The organism is Parasphingorhabdus sp. (genome assembly GCF_059726685.1).
Window position 1 is genome coordinate 349,998 of record NZ_AP041068.1, and the last position, 15,465, is coordinate 365,462.

At 51.3% G+C, this 15,465-nt stretch carries 21 protein-coding genes; 11 read left to right on the forward strand and 10 right to left on the reverse strand.

Going from position 1 to position 15,465, the window contains the following annotated elements; all coding sequences use genetic code 11:
• The first annotated feature begins 23 nt into the window (after positions 1-23).
• Together AC6I9Z_RS01680 and AC6I9Z_RS01685 are read left to right on the forward strand one after the other, a co-directional pair.
• Positions 24-545 (forward strand): hypothetical protein, encoded by a 522-nt coding sequence (locus tag AC6I9Z_RS01680; protein WP_461457606.1) that lies wholly within the window; start codon positions 24-26, stop codon positions 543-545.
• A gap of 69 nt (positions 546-614) precedes the next feature.
• Entirely contained in the window at positions 615-1,331 is a 717-nt protein-coding gene (locus AC6I9Z_RS01685; protein WP_461457604.1) for an SDR family oxidoreductase, read from the forward strand.
• A gap of 10 nt (positions 1,332-1,341) precedes the next feature.
• Here the strand turns inward: AC6I9Z_RS01685 and AC6I9Z_RS01690 are convergent, their stop codons facing one another.
• The 3 genes from AC6I9Z_RS01690 to AC6I9Z_RS01700 all read right to left on the reverse strand — a co-directional run bounded on the left by AC6I9Z_RS01690 (position 1,342) and on the right by AC6I9Z_RS01700 (position 4,899).
• A complete protein-coding gene (locus AC6I9Z_RS01690) occupies positions 1,342-2,202 on the reverse strand; it encodes a fatty acid desaturase (RefSeq protein WP_461457602.1) in 861 nt (286 codons plus the stop codon).
• Positions 2,199-2,393: a hypothetical protein gene (locus AC6I9Z_RS01695; RefSeq protein ID WP_162558808.1), complete on the reverse strand. Its 195-nt coding sequence runs from the start codon at positions 2,391-2,393 to the stop codon at positions 2,199-2,201. The genes AC6I9Z_RS01690 and AC6I9Z_RS01695 overlap by 4 nt, the downstream gene beginning before the upstream one ends.
• Positions 2,394-2,487: 94 nt before the next feature.
• Entirely contained in the window at positions 2,488-4,899 is a 2,412-nt protein-coding gene (locus AC6I9Z_RS01700; RefSeq protein WP_461457599.1) for a putative bifunctional diguanylate cyclase/phosphodiesterase, read from the reverse strand.
• A gap of 332 nt (positions 4,900-5,231) precedes the next feature.
• Between AC6I9Z_RS01700 and AC6I9Z_RS01705 the strand changes: the two genes are divergently transcribed.
• Genes AC6I9Z_RS01705 through AC6I9Z_RS01715 form a run of 3 tightly spaced genes read left to right on the forward strand, consistent with a single transcriptional unit; the run spans position 5,232 to position 7,265 of the window.
• Entirely contained in the window at positions 5,232-5,771 is a 540-nt protein-coding gene (locus tag AC6I9Z_RS01705) for an acyloxyacyl hydrolase (RefSeq protein ID WP_461457597.1), read from the forward strand.
• Positions 5,772-5,802: 31 nt separating this feature from the next.
• Complete coding sequence (locus AC6I9Z_RS01710) at positions 5,803-6,300, forward strand: MarR family winged helix-turn-helix transcriptional regulator (RefSeq protein WP_461457595.1); 498 nt, start codon at positions 5,803-5,805, stop codon at positions 6,298-6,300.
• Positions 6,297-7,265, forward strand: coding sequence for a S41 family peptidase (locus AC6I9Z_RS01715; RefSeq protein ID WP_461457593.1), 969 nt, complete (start codon positions 6,297-6,299; stop codon positions 7,263-7,265). The genes AC6I9Z_RS01710 and AC6I9Z_RS01715 overlap by 4 nt, the downstream gene beginning before the upstream one ends.
• Positions 7,266-7,304: 39 nt before the next feature.
• Here the strand turns inward: AC6I9Z_RS01715 and rplL are convergent, their stop codons facing one another.
• Positions 7,305-7,679 carry a 50S ribosomal protein L7/L12 gene (gene rplL / locus AC6I9Z_RS01720; RefSeq protein WP_109354514.1) on the reverse strand — a complete coding sequence of 125 codons (375 nt, stop codon included), beginning with the start codon at positions 7,677-7,679 and terminating at the stop codon, positions 7,305-7,307.
• 43 nt (positions 7,680-7,722) lie between these two features.
• Entirely contained in the window at positions 7,723-8,235 is a 513-nt protein-coding gene (rplJ, locus tag AC6I9Z_RS01725) for a 50S ribosomal protein L10 (RefSeq protein WP_109354517.1), read from the reverse strand.
• Positions 8,236-8,542: 307 nt separating this feature from the next.
• On the opposite strand from rplJ, the gene AC6I9Z_RS01730 reads away from it, so the two are divergent.
• From AC6I9Z_RS01730 to AC6I9Z_RS01745, 4 genes are all read left to right on the forward strand, one after another.
• A complete protein-coding gene (locus AC6I9Z_RS01730) occupies positions 8,543-8,773 on the forward strand; it encodes a hypothetical protein (RefSeq protein ID WP_461457591.1) in 231 nt (76 codons plus the stop codon).
• A 139-nt stretch (positions 8,774-8,912) separates the two neighbouring features.
• Positions 8,913-9,377, forward strand: coding sequence for a hypothetical protein (locus AC6I9Z_RS01735; RefSeq protein ID WP_461457589.1), 465 nt, complete (start codon positions 8,913-8,915; stop codon positions 9,375-9,377).
• A gap of 35 nt (positions 9,378-9,412) precedes the next feature.
• A complete protein-coding gene (locus AC6I9Z_RS01740) occupies positions 9,413-10,729 on the forward strand; it encodes a site-specific DNA-methyltransferase (protein WP_461457587.1) in 1,317 nt (438 codons plus the stop codon).
• A 116-nt stretch (positions 10,730-10,845) separates the two neighbouring features.
• Positions 10,846-11,247, forward strand: coding sequence for a DUF5681 domain-containing protein (locus tag AC6I9Z_RS01745; RefSeq protein WP_461457585.1), 402 nt, complete (start codon positions 10,846-10,848; stop codon positions 11,245-11,247).
• A gap of 7 nt (positions 11,248-11,254) precedes the next feature.
• Here AC6I9Z_RS01745 and AC6I9Z_RS01750 read toward each other — a convergent pair whose 3' ends face one another.
• A complete protein-coding gene (locus AC6I9Z_RS01750) occupies positions 11,255-11,809 on the reverse strand; it encodes a hypothetical protein (RefSeq protein ID WP_461457583.1) in 555 nt (184 codons plus the stop codon).
• A 158-nt stretch (positions 11,810-11,967) separates the two neighbouring features.
• Here AC6I9Z_RS01750 and AC6I9Z_RS01755 point away from each other — a divergent pair, with 158 nt between their 5' ends.
• Together AC6I9Z_RS01755 and AC6I9Z_RS01760 are read left to right on the forward strand one after the other, a co-directional pair.
• Entirely contained in the window at positions 11,968-12,102 is a 135-nt protein-coding gene (locus tag AC6I9Z_RS01755) for a helix-turn-helix domain-containing protein (protein ID WP_461458227.1), read from the forward strand.
• A gap of 93 nt (positions 12,103-12,195) precedes the next feature.
• Complete coding sequence (locus AC6I9Z_RS01760; RefSeq protein WP_461457581.1) at positions 12,196-12,489, forward strand: hypothetical protein; 294 nt, start codon at positions 12,196-12,198, stop codon at positions 12,487-12,489.
• A gap of 180 nt (positions 12,490-12,669) precedes the next feature.
• Here AC6I9Z_RS01760 and AC6I9Z_RS01765 read toward each other — a convergent pair whose 3' ends face one another.
• The 4 genes from AC6I9Z_RS01765 to AC6I9Z_RS01780 are packed head-to-tail and all read right to left on the reverse strand — an operon-like array spanning position 12,670 to position 15,448.
• A complete protein-coding gene (locus AC6I9Z_RS01765) occupies positions 12,670-13,155 on the reverse strand; it encodes a hypothetical protein (protein WP_461457579.1) in 486 nt (161 codons plus the stop codon).
• A 13-nt stretch (positions 13,156-13,168) separates the two neighbouring features.
• Positions 13,169-13,432, reverse strand: a complete 264-nt coding sequence (locus AC6I9Z_RS01770; protein ID WP_461457577.1) for a CBU_0592 family membrane protein — start codon at positions 13,430-13,432, stop codon at positions 13,169-13,171.
• On the reverse strand, positions 13,425-14,570 hold the full coding sequence (locus AC6I9Z_RS01775; RefSeq protein WP_461457575.1) for an aromatic ring-hydroxylating oxygenase subunit alpha: 1,146 nt from the start codon (positions 14,568-14,570) through the stop codon (positions 13,425-13,427). The genes AC6I9Z_RS01770 and AC6I9Z_RS01775 overlap by 8 nt, the downstream gene beginning before the upstream one ends.
• A complete protein-coding gene (locus AC6I9Z_RS01780) occupies positions 14,567-15,448 on the reverse strand; it encodes an SDR family oxidoreductase (protein WP_461457573.1) in 882 nt (293 codons plus the stop codon). Before AC6I9Z_RS01780 ends, AC6I9Z_RS01775 begins: the two co-directional genes overlap by 4 nt.
• Between the last annotated feature and the right edge of the window lie 17 nt (positions 15,449-15,465).

Consider the following 15,465-nt stretch of genomic DNA (forward strand, 5'->3'; position numbering starts at 1 on the left):
GAGCGGAATGTCAGGAGTTTGCGATGATCGCCTTTAACATGAAATACCACTTACGCCTCTGGCTCCTCTTAGGGCTGAGCTTGGCATTCGGCACAGCCGTTCATGCCGCTACCGGCTATCAACCTGGCCATACGGCCTTGGAAGTTTGGAATGCAGAAGGACAAGCCAATGCCCCGCAATGGGTGCAGACTTGGTTGATGATCATGCTCGCCAGCTTTGCTCTCGGCCTGCTGTTCGTCTGGAAACGGGTGGAGGCACGCTGGGTCGTCGGTGGTTTCATAACAGCCATTCTCATCAGCCGATTTGCCATTCCGGCCATGGGAATTGTCAAACTGTCGGGTTTGGTTGCGCTGGTACATTTGATCTTCTGGTCACCGGCACTTTATCTCCTGCTTAAAAACCGGCCGTTTCTTAAAGAGCGGTCTTTCTATGCATTATGGTCCGGCCTAATCACAGCGGTGATCCTGTTCTCGTTTTTTTTCGATATCCGCGATGCCGCAATTTATCTCGATCATATTCTCGGGATTGGGGTCCTGTCCGCCTAACAAAAACACCGATTGCCGGGCCTCTTGCTGTCGTTGACACTCCACGCGCGACAATAAAAGGAGACGGGCATGAGAACAGTAATAGTTACAGGCGCATCCAGCGGCATCGGCGAAGCTACTGCCCGTAAATTGGTGCAGTCCGGATATAATGTCATGCTCGCCGCCCGGCGAACAGACCGATTGCAAGCAATTGTCGAAGAGCTGGGAGAGCAGGCCGCCTTTCATGCAACTGATGTCAGCAGCCCGGAAGATCAGGACGCTTTGGCTGCCGCCACGATCAAAAGGTTTGGACAGGTCGATGCACTGATATGCAATGCTGGCATCATGCCGGTGTCGCTCATTCAAAAGGGCCATGTTGAAGACTGGGACCGGATGATCGACGTCAACCTGCGCGGCGTGCTTTATGGCATTAACGCCATGCTGCCAGCAATGGTCGAACGCAAGGACGGGCATATCATCATCATTTCCTCCATCGCGGCGCTAGAGACCTTTCCCTCCAGCGCCGTCTATTCCGCGACCAAGTCTGGCGTAAGGTCAATGAGCGATACGCTGCGCAAAGAAATGACCGCCCATGGCGTGCGCGTCACGACTATTTTCCCGGGCGGCGTGAAGACAGAGTTGGGCAGCAGCATCAAGGATGAATCGGTGCTGGAGATGATGGGCGGCGTGTTCAATTTCGAGTTTCTCGAACCGGAAAACCTGGCCGACAGTGTCGCCTATGTGCTCGAACAACCGCCTTCTGTCTGTATCGGAGAACTGATGATCCGCCCGACTGGTCAGGCCTGATCCGGGGCGTCTAAATCCCCTCCAGCCGGCAGTCGCGCTGCTCCAATATATGCCGCATTTCGCGATAGGCGCGCGGCGTATCGGTCAGCGGAATATAGGGATGGAGATGATGCACGATGTGATATTGCATGCCCATCGACCCGATATTGCCCCATGTGCTTTTAAAAGCGCGGGTGTCGCGATAGCGGCCGGACTTGTCCGCTGGATGATGAGGTGCCCAGCTTAGGAAAAACTGGATATAGGTAAGGCCGATTTGCCGGGGCAACCACCACAGCAAGGCAGCCTCCAGTGCGTAACCAGACCAGGCCAGTGCGATCAATATTCCATAATGGGTGATCTGATACAGAGCGCCGTCAATCAACACATCCGGGCGGCCAATGTCTTGCAGAACATCCCCATATTTATTGAACCCGCCCTCTGCTCCAGGCTGACGGTTCTGGATGGACTTCCAGATGGCATGCCACGGTCCCCGCGCCTTGCTGCTAATATCAGGATCAAGCGCCGGGTCATTGGCATGCAGATGATGCTGGATATGGGTCAGCTTGGCCACACGATAGGGCAGCACCAGCGGAATGGTTGACACATGTCCAACCAGTTCGTTGAGCCAGCGCCATTTGGTGCCCTTGCGTCCTATAATATCGTGCTGTGCCTCATGCGACGGCAGATAACAGAGCATCACGTTTAACGTGGCAATAATAAAACCCAGCCAAAGCGGCATGACACCGAAAAACACCAACGGCCAAAGCGATAGCCAGACGAGTAAATTACCCAATCCCCATGCCACCGCTTCCCACGGCAAGCGGTCGGCATATTTGCGGGCAATTGCCTGTTCCTGTTTGCGCAGGTCTTTTTCGGTCAGGGTCGCGCTCATATCCAGCGGCCCTTGATTTGTGCAAAAGCACCCCATGCGCCGCCGATGATCAAGCCCAGTGTCAGCGGGGCAAGCCCTAGCGGCGCCTGCCAGCCGAGCATCTGCATGATCTGCGCGAGCAATGGACCCAGAAATCCGATGCCGAAAATCAGCGGCATGAAATGGAGGATGTTTTTCAAAACAAATTGCACGATGCGTTCCTCTTCAGGAACAAGTATTACCGCAGCAACGCAAAACAATCAAATATTTACAATATTGTCAGTAGCGGGGCCAGACTGACTGGCTCTACCCCGCCTTTCTTCGCTGGGCTTTTCGTGGTGTTTTGCGACGCTCTGATTTGGTGCTTTTTTGCTCGCCAATCTCGCTGGCCTCCGCCCCTGCCGTTGATGCTGTTTCTACCCGGCCTTCCACATTTGCCGCCGGCATCGCCTTGCTGAACAAATAGCCCTGTACCTGCACGCAGCCCTCCTCCTTCAGCTGGCTGAGCTGATCACTGCGTTCAACCCCTTCGGCGGTCGTCACCATACCGAGACTGGAAGCGAGGCCGGTCACCGCGCGAATAATCGCCCGACAGTCTTCGCGGCTGTCAACTTCCTCCACAAAACACCGGTCGATCTTGATCTTGTCAAACGGAAAGCTCCGCAGATAGTTGAGCGAACTGTAGCCGGTGCCGAAATCATCCAGCGCAATACGTACACCCAGAGAACGGATTTTATGGAGCAGCTCCACGTTGGACTGGTTGTCATTCATCAACACCGATTCCGTGATCTCAAGCTCCAGCCGGTGCGGTGCCACTCCGGTTGCCGCCAGGGCATTGATAATCGTCGGGATAAGATTCGGGCTGCGCATCTGGGCCGGGGACAGGTTGACGGCAACGCTGAGATGCTCTGGCCATTTTGCAACTTCGTACAAAGCTGACCGAACAACCCATTCGCCGAGTTGGACGATAAGACCGGTATCCTCAGCCACTGGGATGAATACATCCGGCATGATCAAACCTTTTTCGCTGTGGTGCCAGCGGAGCAAGGCTTCGTAACCGATGGTCTCGTTGCTATCGATATTCACCAGCGGTTGATAGTAAAGTTCCAGCTCGTTGCGTTTCAGCGCGGCCCGCAAATCCATTTCGATATTGCGCCGGTCCTGCACTGCTTCGTGCATCGATCTTTCAAACAGGGAAGCGCAGCCGCGGCCATTTTCCTTCGCATTATATAGCGCAATGTCAGCATGCTTTATCAATTCCTCGCCGTCATTGCCGCAATCCGGCGCCACCGCAATCCCGATACTGACACCCGTGGCAACCGGCTGTCCTTCCACCATCACTGGTTCCGAGATTTTATCGATAATATTTGCCGCAACCTGCATGACATCCTCATATGAGCCGACATTGCGCAAAGAGATCGCAAACTCGTCACCTCCGAGACGCGCGACAACATCTTCAATACCGATGTTGTTTTCCAAGCGGTTAGCCACCGCCTTCAGAACAAGATCTCCGGCGCCATGTCCCAATGTGTCATTGATTGTTTTGAAATGATCGAGATCGAGATACAGGACAGCCAGTTTCTGGTCATTCTTCATCCGCCCGATTGAGCGTTGCAAAGATTGATTAAACAGAGCTCGGTTCGGCAGATCGGTCAAGCTGTCAAAATGGGCGAGATGGGCAACACGTGCTTCTGCCTTCTTGGCGCTGGTAATATCAGCTGCGACGCCGCGTATATGGCTGCTTTCCCCGTCCGCGGTCTTAATGCGCCGGCCGGATAGTCGCCACCAGCATTCTTCTCCGCCAAGCTTGATCGGTACATGGATATCACGGAAGGCTTTTCCAGACGCCAAAGACTGGGCAAGCTGGTTGCGCTCCATGGAGTCTTCGAACAGATTAACAAGCGGTAGATCACGCAATTCGCTTATTTCCATGTCCACTGCTGTAGCAAAGCGAGCCGACGGGTTGACGATCAAATGATCACCATTCACTTCCCACAGCCAGTCAGAACTCTGTTCGGCATAATCGTGGAGCAAAAGCCGGACAGTTTCCGCTGCGTCCTTTTGCTTTGCCGCATGCAAATGGCGCTGCACAAAATTGAAGAAAAACATCCGGTAGATATAGTCGATGCAGAGCGCAAAAAAGATCAACAGTATTGCTGTACTTATACCGCCATATCCCTTTGCCGCGATAAACGCGCCTGCATAACATATTGTGGTAATGGACAGGTTATAGGTTTGCGCTCGCGGAACACTGCCAAAAACAAATCCGCCAACAACCAGGGCGCCCATGGCAAGTATTGCAATGTCGAGACTGTAGGGGATCTGCCCAAAAGCAAACGGGATCGCCAGCACACACGAAAACGCGATACTACTGATAATACTTTCGGTATGGATGTTTTTGATCGCTACCTTGTAGTCCGCGGTGTCAGGGTCCAATGCCGCCTGCCGAAGAAAATTACGAACACTCACAAAAGCGGAGATGGCGACATAGAAACAGGCTGTCGCAATGAAGCCTACCTCCGCATAGGAGAATAGCAGAACCATGGCATAGACAGTCAGGGGCAACGCTATCAGGGCCCCGATACGCGATATCTGTCCGAAAGATTTCAGCTGCTCACGAGCGACGAGTTCTGTCGTTTCATGATCGGCATTGATCTTGAAATTCCAGACCTTCTTCTGCATCTCCAGCAAACGCTGTAATGTAATCGTCTCTCCCATATGCGCGCCCTGATTTACTCAATGTTACAAATTTTGACAGGACATTAGATTAGGAGAGTTTGCATAAAGTTAATGAAGTATAATATCTTTAGATCTGTGTGACTTACGCTTGATCTCAGGAATGGAAATCTTCCTATAAACATTGGTGATCAAGCAATGGTTTCCGCCCCGCACGCCTCATTCCTCCGCCGCCAAGCCGTTAAGGTCTCTCAACCCAACTGACCCAATAGGAGACTGGGGCTCGGGCTTGCTTCCCTAAATGCAGAACCAATTCTATAGCTTTGATGGATAGTCCGCGATCGGGCGTCAAGCGGCAAACGGGGGCCGTATTTATGAAACGTTTTTACATATCGGTTTTGACCACCTTTGCTTGGTTCGCAGCCACACAACCCGCTGCAGCGCAGGAGATATTTATCGGGCTAGCCGCCCATGAAGTTGATACCCCCCTATCCTTTGAAATCGGAGAAGAAGGTGTAAATTTCCAAGCCGGTTATCGCGGCAAGCGCATAGAAGCCTTGTCCGTCATCGGTGCGCCTTCGCCTTATGTTTTTGCATCGATCAACAGCGCCGGTGACACCAGTTTCGTCGCGGCGGGTTTGAGCTGGAAAATTGGCAAAAAAATATTCCTGCGCCCCGGCATTGGCATTGCCATTCATGATGGCCCATCCTTGCGCTTTGCAGCGGATGGCTCGCAAACCCAATTGGGGTCGCGTATATTGTTCGAGCCAGAACTGGCAGCTGGCGTGCAATTGTCGGAGCGTGTCGATCTGGAAGCAAGCTGGGTTCATGTCAGCCATGCGCAGCTGTTCAACCGCAATCAAAACCCCGGCCTAGATATCGTCGGCCTGCGGTTGGTGATCAAACTGCCTTGACATTCCAGAATATATGTAACAACTTACATATATGAAAAATGACTATCTCCGCGACGCAGGAATAAAGACACTTGGCACGCGCATCAGACGCCTGTTTGAACGGCTGAACAGTAATGTGACCGAAGTTTACCGCCGCGAGCTGGACTTTGAACAACGCTGGTTTGCACTCGGTATGCTGCTCAACGAGCACGGCCCGATGAACAGCCGTGATGCGACAAAAATGCTTGGCCAAAGCCATGTGGCAATGGTTCAGGTTGTACGCGCCATGGAAAAAGCAGGACTGTTGGAGCGCAAGACAGACACAAACGATGCGCGCAGCAAGATACTGCACCTGACCCCCACCGGTGCCGAAAAGTTGGAGCAGGTATCGGCAATATCCCGCGTGGTGGATCAGGCGGCCGAAGCATTATTGATGGAAGCGGCGCCCGATTTTCTCAAGCAACTAGACGCGCTGGATGATGCGCTCGACCGGCTGAGCTTTGCTGAGCGTATTGAAACAGCATTCACCGATGGAGACAAAAACCCATGATATCAGCATTTCTATTGTCACTGCAGCCAATACCAGCAGATTGCACCGAAGAACGGGCCGCAGTCGCCGAAATGGCAGAAGCGATCGACCGCAAATATGTCCTTGCCGATGTTGCAACCCGCTCGGCCGCCGCAGTCAGGAAAAAACTGCACGAAGGCGCTTTCTATCAACATTGTACCGATAGCGAGGCCTTTGCAAAGCACATGACCAAACAATTGCGCGCTATTCTAAACGATGGCCATGTCTTCGTTGAATATGCTCCGAATTCCTCTCAGGCCGGAGAAGATGACTGGCTGGAAGAATGGCGAGATGGTGCACCGGTCAGAGGATTTGGTGTCAAACAGGTAGAGCGGCTAAAAGGTAATATTTCCTATCTTCACCTGACTGATTTCTATGAGTTTTCAACGGCCGAAAAAGCAATGACGGCTGCCTTTGAACTGGTGAGCAGCAGCGATGGCCTGATACTCGATCTGCGCAATAATCCCGGCGGATCTCCAGAAACCGAATGGCCCGTACAATGGACCTTTATGGCACCGGGTTCAACAATCCCGCTGCACCGCGAAACCCGCCATGGTAAAAAGCCGGATACGAAAGAACCGGCTCTGCAATGGCCGCGATACGGAGCCGAACGGCCGCTCGCTATCATTGTCGATAAAAGCACATTTTCCGCACCAGAGGCCGTTGCCTATTCGCTGCAGGCACAGGGACGGGCGATTGTCTTTGGCTCTCCAAGCGGCGGCGGCGCGCATATGCTGGGCGATGCTGTGCCCCTAACCGGTGGCTGGCATATCGTGATCCCGGAAACCAGGCCCTATAGTCCCCATACTGGTGGAAATTGGGAGGGGACCGGAGTGACTCCCGATATCGAAACAACAAAGGAAGATGCTGTCGATACCGCACAAAAATGGATTGCAAGGAAACTGGAATCAAAAAGGGCGGCTTCCAAAACGGAAACCGCCCCTTGATCTTGTCAATAAGCCGTTCGGCTTATTTCGGAGAACCTATTACTTGAGTTCAACCGTACCGCCAGCTGCTTCGATCTTGGATTTGATCTCTTCAGCTTCTGCTTTGTTAACGCCTTCCTTGATTGGCTTAGGCGCGCCTTCGACCAAGGCTTTCGCGTCGGTCAGGCCAAGAGCGGTGATCGCACGAACTTCTTTAATCACCTGGATTTTCTTGCCGCCGTCGCCGGTCAGAACGACGTCAAATTCGTCTTTCTCTTCAGCAGCCGCTTCGCCGCCACCAGCAGCTGGGCCGGCAACTGCAACAGCAGCTGCAGCAGATACGCCCCACTCTTCTTCCAGAGCTTTGGACAGTTCAGCCGCTTCCATAACGGTCAGTTTCGATAGTTCTTCAACCAATTTAGCAATATCAGCCATTTTCAATACACTCCAAATTTCTAATCAATTATTTCGGTAAAAATTATTCACCCGAAGCGGCATAAGCGCCGACTACGCGTGCAAGGGCTCCAGCTGGTTCTTTGACAACCCGCGCGATTTTCGTTTGTGGTGCAACAAGCAGACCAACAATCGTGCCGCGAAGTTCATCAAGAGAAGGCATGGAGGCCAGAGATTTAACGCCAGCTTCGTCCAGAAGGGTGTCACCCATTGCACCGCCAACGATTTCCAGTTTATCGTTAGACTTTGCAAATTCGACTGCGATTTTTGCAGCCGCCACCGGATCATCCGATGTGGCAAGAGCGACCGGGCCAGACAGCATATCTGCTATCGGGGCATAGTCGGTTCCTTCCAGAGCGCGTTTGGCAAGGCGGTTTTTTGAGACTTTGAAGCCTGCACCAGCTTCACGCATCTTTCCGCGGAGATCCGTGGACTCGGCCACGGTAAGGCCCAGATTGCGTGTCACCACAACAACCCCGGCTTCCTTGAAAGTCGCGTTTAGCGCAGCAACGGCTTCGGTCTTTTGACCACGATCCATATTTTGCTCCTTCACGTGGATTGCGTTCTTGAGGCGCAATCCGCTTTCTTAAATACCATCATTCCAGCACAAACCGGTATGACGAGCGAAAGAACCAACCGAAGTCAGTCCTGTATAATCCGAAGGGGGGTTTTGGTTGCCTGCTCGCGCTAAAAAACGCTGATTGCAAACCCGTGAGTGTCCTCACGAAAAAACTGATCCCCGTCTAGGCTGGAAATTAAGAGAGGCAAATTCCCCTCACCGGCTGTCTCGGACGGAAATTGTGATTCTTTGCAGAACCGCAATTTGTGGAGAGCGCTCTAGCGTGATGGGCGAATATGTCAACAAGGAAGCAAAAGAAATGGTGCGTGAAGCAGTCTGTCGAGAACGTGTCTCAGGCGAGAAGGTCCCTGCTATTGGGCAATTTACAGGGAAATTATCCACTTTTCCGGCATTTTTGCGCGAACCGGGTGCCTACAACCTCGCATTCCTGCGGGCTTCGGGCACAAATTCCCTACTCGATATATCAGGGAACATTAAATCGGTAACAGGGGGATGAAAATCAGAAACAGGGAGTTTATCTTCCCGAACAGGGACTGTCGCTACGCTGATCGATGTTTCTCTGTTTACTTCCAAATATCCAATTGGATTAATGCCTCATCGGCCCTAGTTTATCTGACTCATGAGAGGAAAATCTGATGGACGAGAGCTCGCCATTCTTTCTGTTTGATCCCGAATGCAGAGGATCTCTTTTCTACAAGTTTGACAACAAACTGCGGATTGAAAAAGCCGATATTGATTTGGTGCTCAAGAAAGATGACAAGGCTGCCCAAGATCCTCGCATGCTTCCCATTCTCATTGCCTCACACAAAGGGCAATTGAAATCCAAGCGCGGACGGCCGAACCACAAAGACAGCTTTTCATACAAAGGCAGAGTTTTTTGGGCGGGAGAAGATGTGCAGGCACGAGCCAGAGAAATCCGCGAAGAGCGCAAAGGCATGAGCAAACTGGAAACCAAAGCCCTGAAAGATCCGATGGAGCAAGCTGCAGATGAAATTGCAGCGGAGTATAATTTTCACATTAGTGGGCGCAGTCTTATCAATAGAATTTCATCACAAAAAGGTGACCCGCTTTTTGGTGAGGGCAAAGCCCGCAAGAATTAGCCACGACGAAACCTCCTTTAACAATGGAGGTTTACATGAACTATTTACCCAAGCGGCTTGCCGACAAAATCATCAGTCAAAAGCCGTCTGATCTCAAACCCTATGCTGGCAATGCCCGCAAACATTCCGCCAAACAAATTGACCAGATTGCCAAAAGCATCAAAAAATTTGGCTTCACCAATCCGATACTGGTCGATGAACATAATAATGTAATCGCCGGCCATGGCAGGATTACGGCTGCAAAGCAGTTGGGAATGTCCGAGGTACCGACAGCTTGCATCAACGGCCTCAGTGAAGCAGATCGGAAGGCCTATGTTATCGCTGACAACCGCCTGGCTGAACTCGCTGAATGGGATGAAGGCGTGCTCAAGCTGGAATATGAAAGTATATTAGACCTTGAACCGGGTTTCGATCTGGACAGCATCGGTTTTAGCGATGCCGAGGTTACCAAAATACTTGACCCACTCGAGGCAGTTGAGCCTGAAGATGCAGTCCCAGAGGTTGATACATCAGTTCCTGCAATCACCAAACTTGGCGATATCTGGCAACTCGGAAATCACCGACTGATCTGCGGCGATTCATTGTGTGAACAAACCTACATCTCACTCATGGGCGGTGAACCTGCGCAGATGATCTTCACCGACCCACCTTACAATGTTCCTGTAGATGGTCATGTATGCGGGCTCGGCAAGGTAAAACATGATGATTTTGCCATGGCCTCTGGCGAGATGACATCCGAAGAATTTACCGGCTTTCTCAAAAACTGTTTCAAGCAGCTAGCAAAACATAGTGATGATGGATCAATCCACTATGTCTGCATGGACTGGCGTCATATGAGCGAAATCCTGGCAGCCGGCGGCTCGCACTATGCAGAACTCAAAAACCTCATTGTCTGGAACAAGGACAATGGCGGCATGGGCTCATTCTACCGATCCAAGCACGAGCTAATATTTGCGTTCAAGAATGGTTCGGCCAAGCATATCAACAATTTTGAGCTGGGACAGCACGGGCGCTACCGGACCAATGTCTGGGACTATGCCGGCATAAACTCGCTCAAGGAAGGCAGGGATGAACAACTGGCGATGCATCCGACGGTCAAACCAACGCAGCTTGTGGCCGACGCAATCCTTGATTGTTCCAAACGTGGCGGCATCATCCTGGATGCCTTTTCGGGTTCTGGTACGACCATCATCGCCGCAGAACAAACTGCACGCCAATGCCGGGCGATTGAACTGGATCCGCACTATTGCGACGTCGCGATCAAGCGCTGGCAAGCGATGACCGGCAAACAGGCCACGCATACCGGGCTTGATGTCAAGTTCGATGATCTGCGCAGTTCTCCGCCGAACTAGTCCTGCAAGAAGAGACTTGAGCGCCATCATTCTCACAAAAATGCTCACGCCTTTTATGTGACAGTCTCTTGCAATGCGATTGGCTAGTGCAGCGATATTAATCGAAAGGAACGACTATGAGTGATCCATCGAAGGTGGGCTATCGCAAGCCGCCCAAAGAACATCAATTCAAGAAGGGGCGCAGCGGTAACCCGCGTGGCCGGCCGCCCAAACAAAAACCTGAAAACCCCTGTGAGGCAGATATCCTCAGAAAGATTTCTGCCGAAACCGCTATCGTAAACGGCAAAGAAATGACCAAACTGGAGTTATGGCTTCGGGTACTCGAGAAAAAGGCTCTGCAGGGCGATTTGCGAGCTATGAAACTGCTTGAAGAAAAGCTTCAGAAGGCTGGAATTGATGGCGGTAAGCCCGAGCGACAAGGCGTTCTTGTTGTCCCTGGGATGATGGAACCGGAAGAATGGGCAAAGCAAGCTGAAAAAAATCAGGCCAAATATCGTGAACATCTGCCCGATAATTAGTCCGGTTTTATCCGAACATCAGCTTTGCAAGATCGGTCATGTTGCTAACCGGCGTGAACCAGCCTTTTGGGATATTGCGCAACGCTGGTCGGATCGCTTTCACTCCCTCTGAGTTGGCGCGGCTGTGCTTGACCACTCGATCTCCCAAATCTGGCAGCGGCCGATCGGGTTCTCCCCCAAACCATAGATATTGTTCTATATTGAGGTTTTGCGGATCATATATGATCCAGACTACGCAGCCGGATGACTTATTTCCGAGAGCTTGATGGACATTAATCCGTGCTCTTGTACCGCCTTTACGCATAGCTTTGAGTTGGACATGGCGCATCACACCATTTGCTTCGATAACAATGTCATATCCGCTATTATCCGATTCTGAATGCAATACCTCGAAATCATGGATCCCCCTGCCCCATAGCTCCGTGCCGCAATCCGCCAGAAATCTGTGCTCGATGATGGATTCCAGAGTGTGTGAAGAAAGGCTGGCTTGGTCGGCCGCTGCATGACTTTGCATTGAGGCCTTGGGCATAAAATTGAACTTCTTGTCGTTTATAAGTGACATTGCATTCGCTTGCCGAGCCGCCCTCAGTCAAGCAAATTGTCACTGATAGTCTGTAGATCAATCGTCTACACGCGGCGCATTGCTAGCTTGTGGATATCCAACAACGCCTCGCTAAAAACTTGCGAAAGCACCGGAAGGCCAAAACTTGGTCTCAGGAAATGCTGGCGTTCGAGGCAGGGATCCACAGGACCTATATTAGCGATCTGGAGCGCGGTGCGCGTAACCCGACAATTAGGCTGGTGGAAAAGCTAGCCCAAGCACTGGAAGTTAGTGCTGGGGAACTATTGGACTAACGTCCGCTTTATCCCGAAAGCGGACATTAGCTCTAATCAATCTGTCGGCAACATCGCGATGGAAAACAAACACAAATTGTGCAAGAAAATGGTATGACCAAGCAGCCGACTTTTCAACTTCCACGCCTCCGCGACATAGGGTGGGCTAAATGGGATCCCATCGGACTTGGTGGGCCGGATGAAGGGTGGCCAGCAGACGAATACGATTCTTACCTTCTCCAAGCCGCGAGCAAGCTTTGGTTTGGCCATTCAGAAGAAGAAGTCGCCGACTATCTTGTTAAAATCGAAACTGAGAACATGGGTTTCGACGCGAATTCTGATATCAGAAACAATGCATTGTCTGTGGCCAAGGAGATAGCCAAATACGTCGCGACGTTGCCTAGGTGAATGTCGGCAATATCCCGAAACCGGACACTAGCTTAGGTTGTTTGTTAAGGACAGTTATTGGGCCGACAGCAGACGGTCTGCTTCCGGCTGCTACAGGCGCAGAAGGAGACTATTTTGGATCCACAAAACTTGGAAATATCAACGCTGAATTTGTCCTGATTCTACTTGCTTGCAGAAAAACTAGGCCGCCAAATCTGTACGACGCGCCAACCGTGCATTTTCAAGGTCATCATTGACGGTCGCGACAAAATTATCGAACAGTTGATCCATGGCTTTGATGCCTTTGCAAGTCAGCTTTACGTAGCCCGAATGATCTGTTCGCGTTCCATCTTCGAATGAAAGCAAACAGTCTTCCCTCAAAATATGCATATATCTATCCAATAAGCTCTGCGGAATGTCGACTAGCTCCGCGAGCACTGTAATTGACAGTTGGATATCCATCCGCTGGGCATGCCTGAGCTCCAAAAGAATGTCCCAAGCCGCATCAGAAAAGAGATTGGCTGGCAGTACTTTTGAACGCATCTTGCGAAGTCGACGAATATATGTGCTCAAATAGGTGCTGATATCCCGGCTTAATCCCTCGACCAACAGCATTTCCAACTTAATCAGGCGCTGTTCTATCTGCTCAAGCCCTTCAGGGGCGTTACAATATGACTGTTCTTTCATATCGACTGTTTCCTTATTTTCGGTTCATTTTCGATGGTCGAAGGGTGCTAATCAATCCCACTGCCGATACGAGGCACCATGTGCCCTCAAGTAAAACGAACGGCATATAATCGATCATCCAAGATGCCAGAGTGGCTAAACCTGCACCCAAAAAATTCATTATCAGATAGGTGATCTGATTCTGATTAAGTGTTCCATTCAAATTCAAACCGAATGCAGCCAACAACAGAGCGACTCCAATTGAACCGATGATATCGGCAATTGCGAAATCAAGCATCGCTCGTCTGCATCTTTCCCAGCCACCATTGGTTCAGTTGCCAAATAGATTTTTCCAGTGGCGACAACCTGCCTTGTTTGGACAATGGAGCGTTAAGCCCCTTCCAGACCATATCGTTGGCTTCGATATCTTCGTGATGAACCGCAGAAACAAGCTGCTCAGCCATTTCGGCAGTCTCGTCAAAACCTTCCATTTGCAGACTGCTTTCCGGAACACAGAGGTGGATTGTGAGCATCAACCGGTCATGTGCAGTAGGGGTAACCTGGTACCAGATTGTGGAATTTCCCTGCACGGCCAGCAGAAAGTAGGGGAACAACACTGTCGCAAAAAGATCTGTTTGTTGCCATTCTTCCAGACCCTCAATGACCGGAAACCCCTCAGGTGGATGACCATAGGCAGATGGCATATGCAAAATGGACCAGGGTTGGCCGTCATCTATAATTTTTGAATCCCGAGCCCGGTACAATGGTTCCAGCGACCGCGAATGGATGGCGATATGGTGATAGGCCTCCATGAAATTCTCAACCAACACCTTCCAGTTCCAATGGCTGTCAAATTCCATTGAACGGATAATCCGCATGTCCCCGAGTTTATAGTTCGCGAAATAGTCATCAAACTTTGAAACTTGCGGAGCAAAATCGTCCGCATCATCATCGAAATTGATCATGACGAACCCGTTCCAGATTTCGGCGCGAACTTCTGGAAGGCGGCAGTTCTTCTCGTCAAAATCTTCTGCGCCATCCATGAGCGGAGCCTTTTTAAGTCGCCCGTCATTCTGATAGCTCCATGCATGATAGGGACAGACAAACAGTTTTTTGTTTCCGCTCCCTTCAGCAAGCGGTGCGCCCCGGTGCAGGCAAATCCGCGACATGACGCGTACTGTTCCATCACTTCCGTGTACAATCATCAGTGGTTGATTAAGAATATCGAGACAGAGATAATCTCCCGGCTTGGAAACCTGTTCCATACGACCAATAGGCAGCCAGCTCTTCCGGAGAACCCGCTCCTTTTCCAACGTACCGATTTCGGCAGATGTGTATGCAGCCGCAGGCAATGTCCAGGCGTTTTCAAGCTCGGCAGATGCTTTGGCGACTTCTGAATTCTTGAGGCCCGGAACGATTTCAGCGGGCTGGTTCATGTCGCTTCTCCTGCAAAGGGCGCTTTAGGGTCTAACCAGTCAGACATTCCCAGTTCAGTCATGACATAGCTCCGCCATTCCTCATCGGACATGGATTGACGCGCGACCAGGACTTGCGGTGCAGACTTTCCGGGTTCCCAGCGAAATTTTGGTTCGGAAGTTGTGGCCGCCTCCAATACCATCTCGGCGACCAATTGAGGATCCTCACCCGCCACTTCACCTTCGGATGTGGATGCGACAACTTGGTCGTTAAACTGATCATATGCGGTGCCGCGCGCAAAGAAACTCGAAGCATCAGTGTTGTGCATGCTCATGCCCGTGTTGAAAAATGCAGGGCGGATAGTGGATATGTTGATACCAAATCGCTCTACTTCCATAGCCAATGCCTCGGCCATGCCTTCGATAGCAAATTTGCTGGCACAATAAATGGACTCTCCGGGGATACCCGTGACACCGGCCATTGAGGACAGGAAAATGATCCGGCCGCCCAATTGATCACGCATGATCGGCAAGGCTGCACGAGTCATATCAACGGCACTGAAAAAATTGGTCTCCATGGTCTGTCGAATATGATCTTCGTGAAGTGTTTCCAACGCGCCAAAACTGCTCATCCCGACATTGTTGACAACCACATCCAGACTGCCTTTTTGCTCCACAACTTGTCTCACTGCATAACGGTTGCTGGCGGGCTGACAGACATCATGTTCGAGCACGGTCAGTGAATAGCCATTTTGATCGGCCCAATCGGCTAGCTCTTTACCGCGCGATGCATTGCGCATGGTCGCAAAAACATCAAATCCGGCGCTGGCGAAGGCCTTGGCGGTCAATTGTCCAAATCCGGTTGGCCGGGAACACCCGGTTATCAAAACTGTAGGCATGTTGGTTTTCTTTCCAA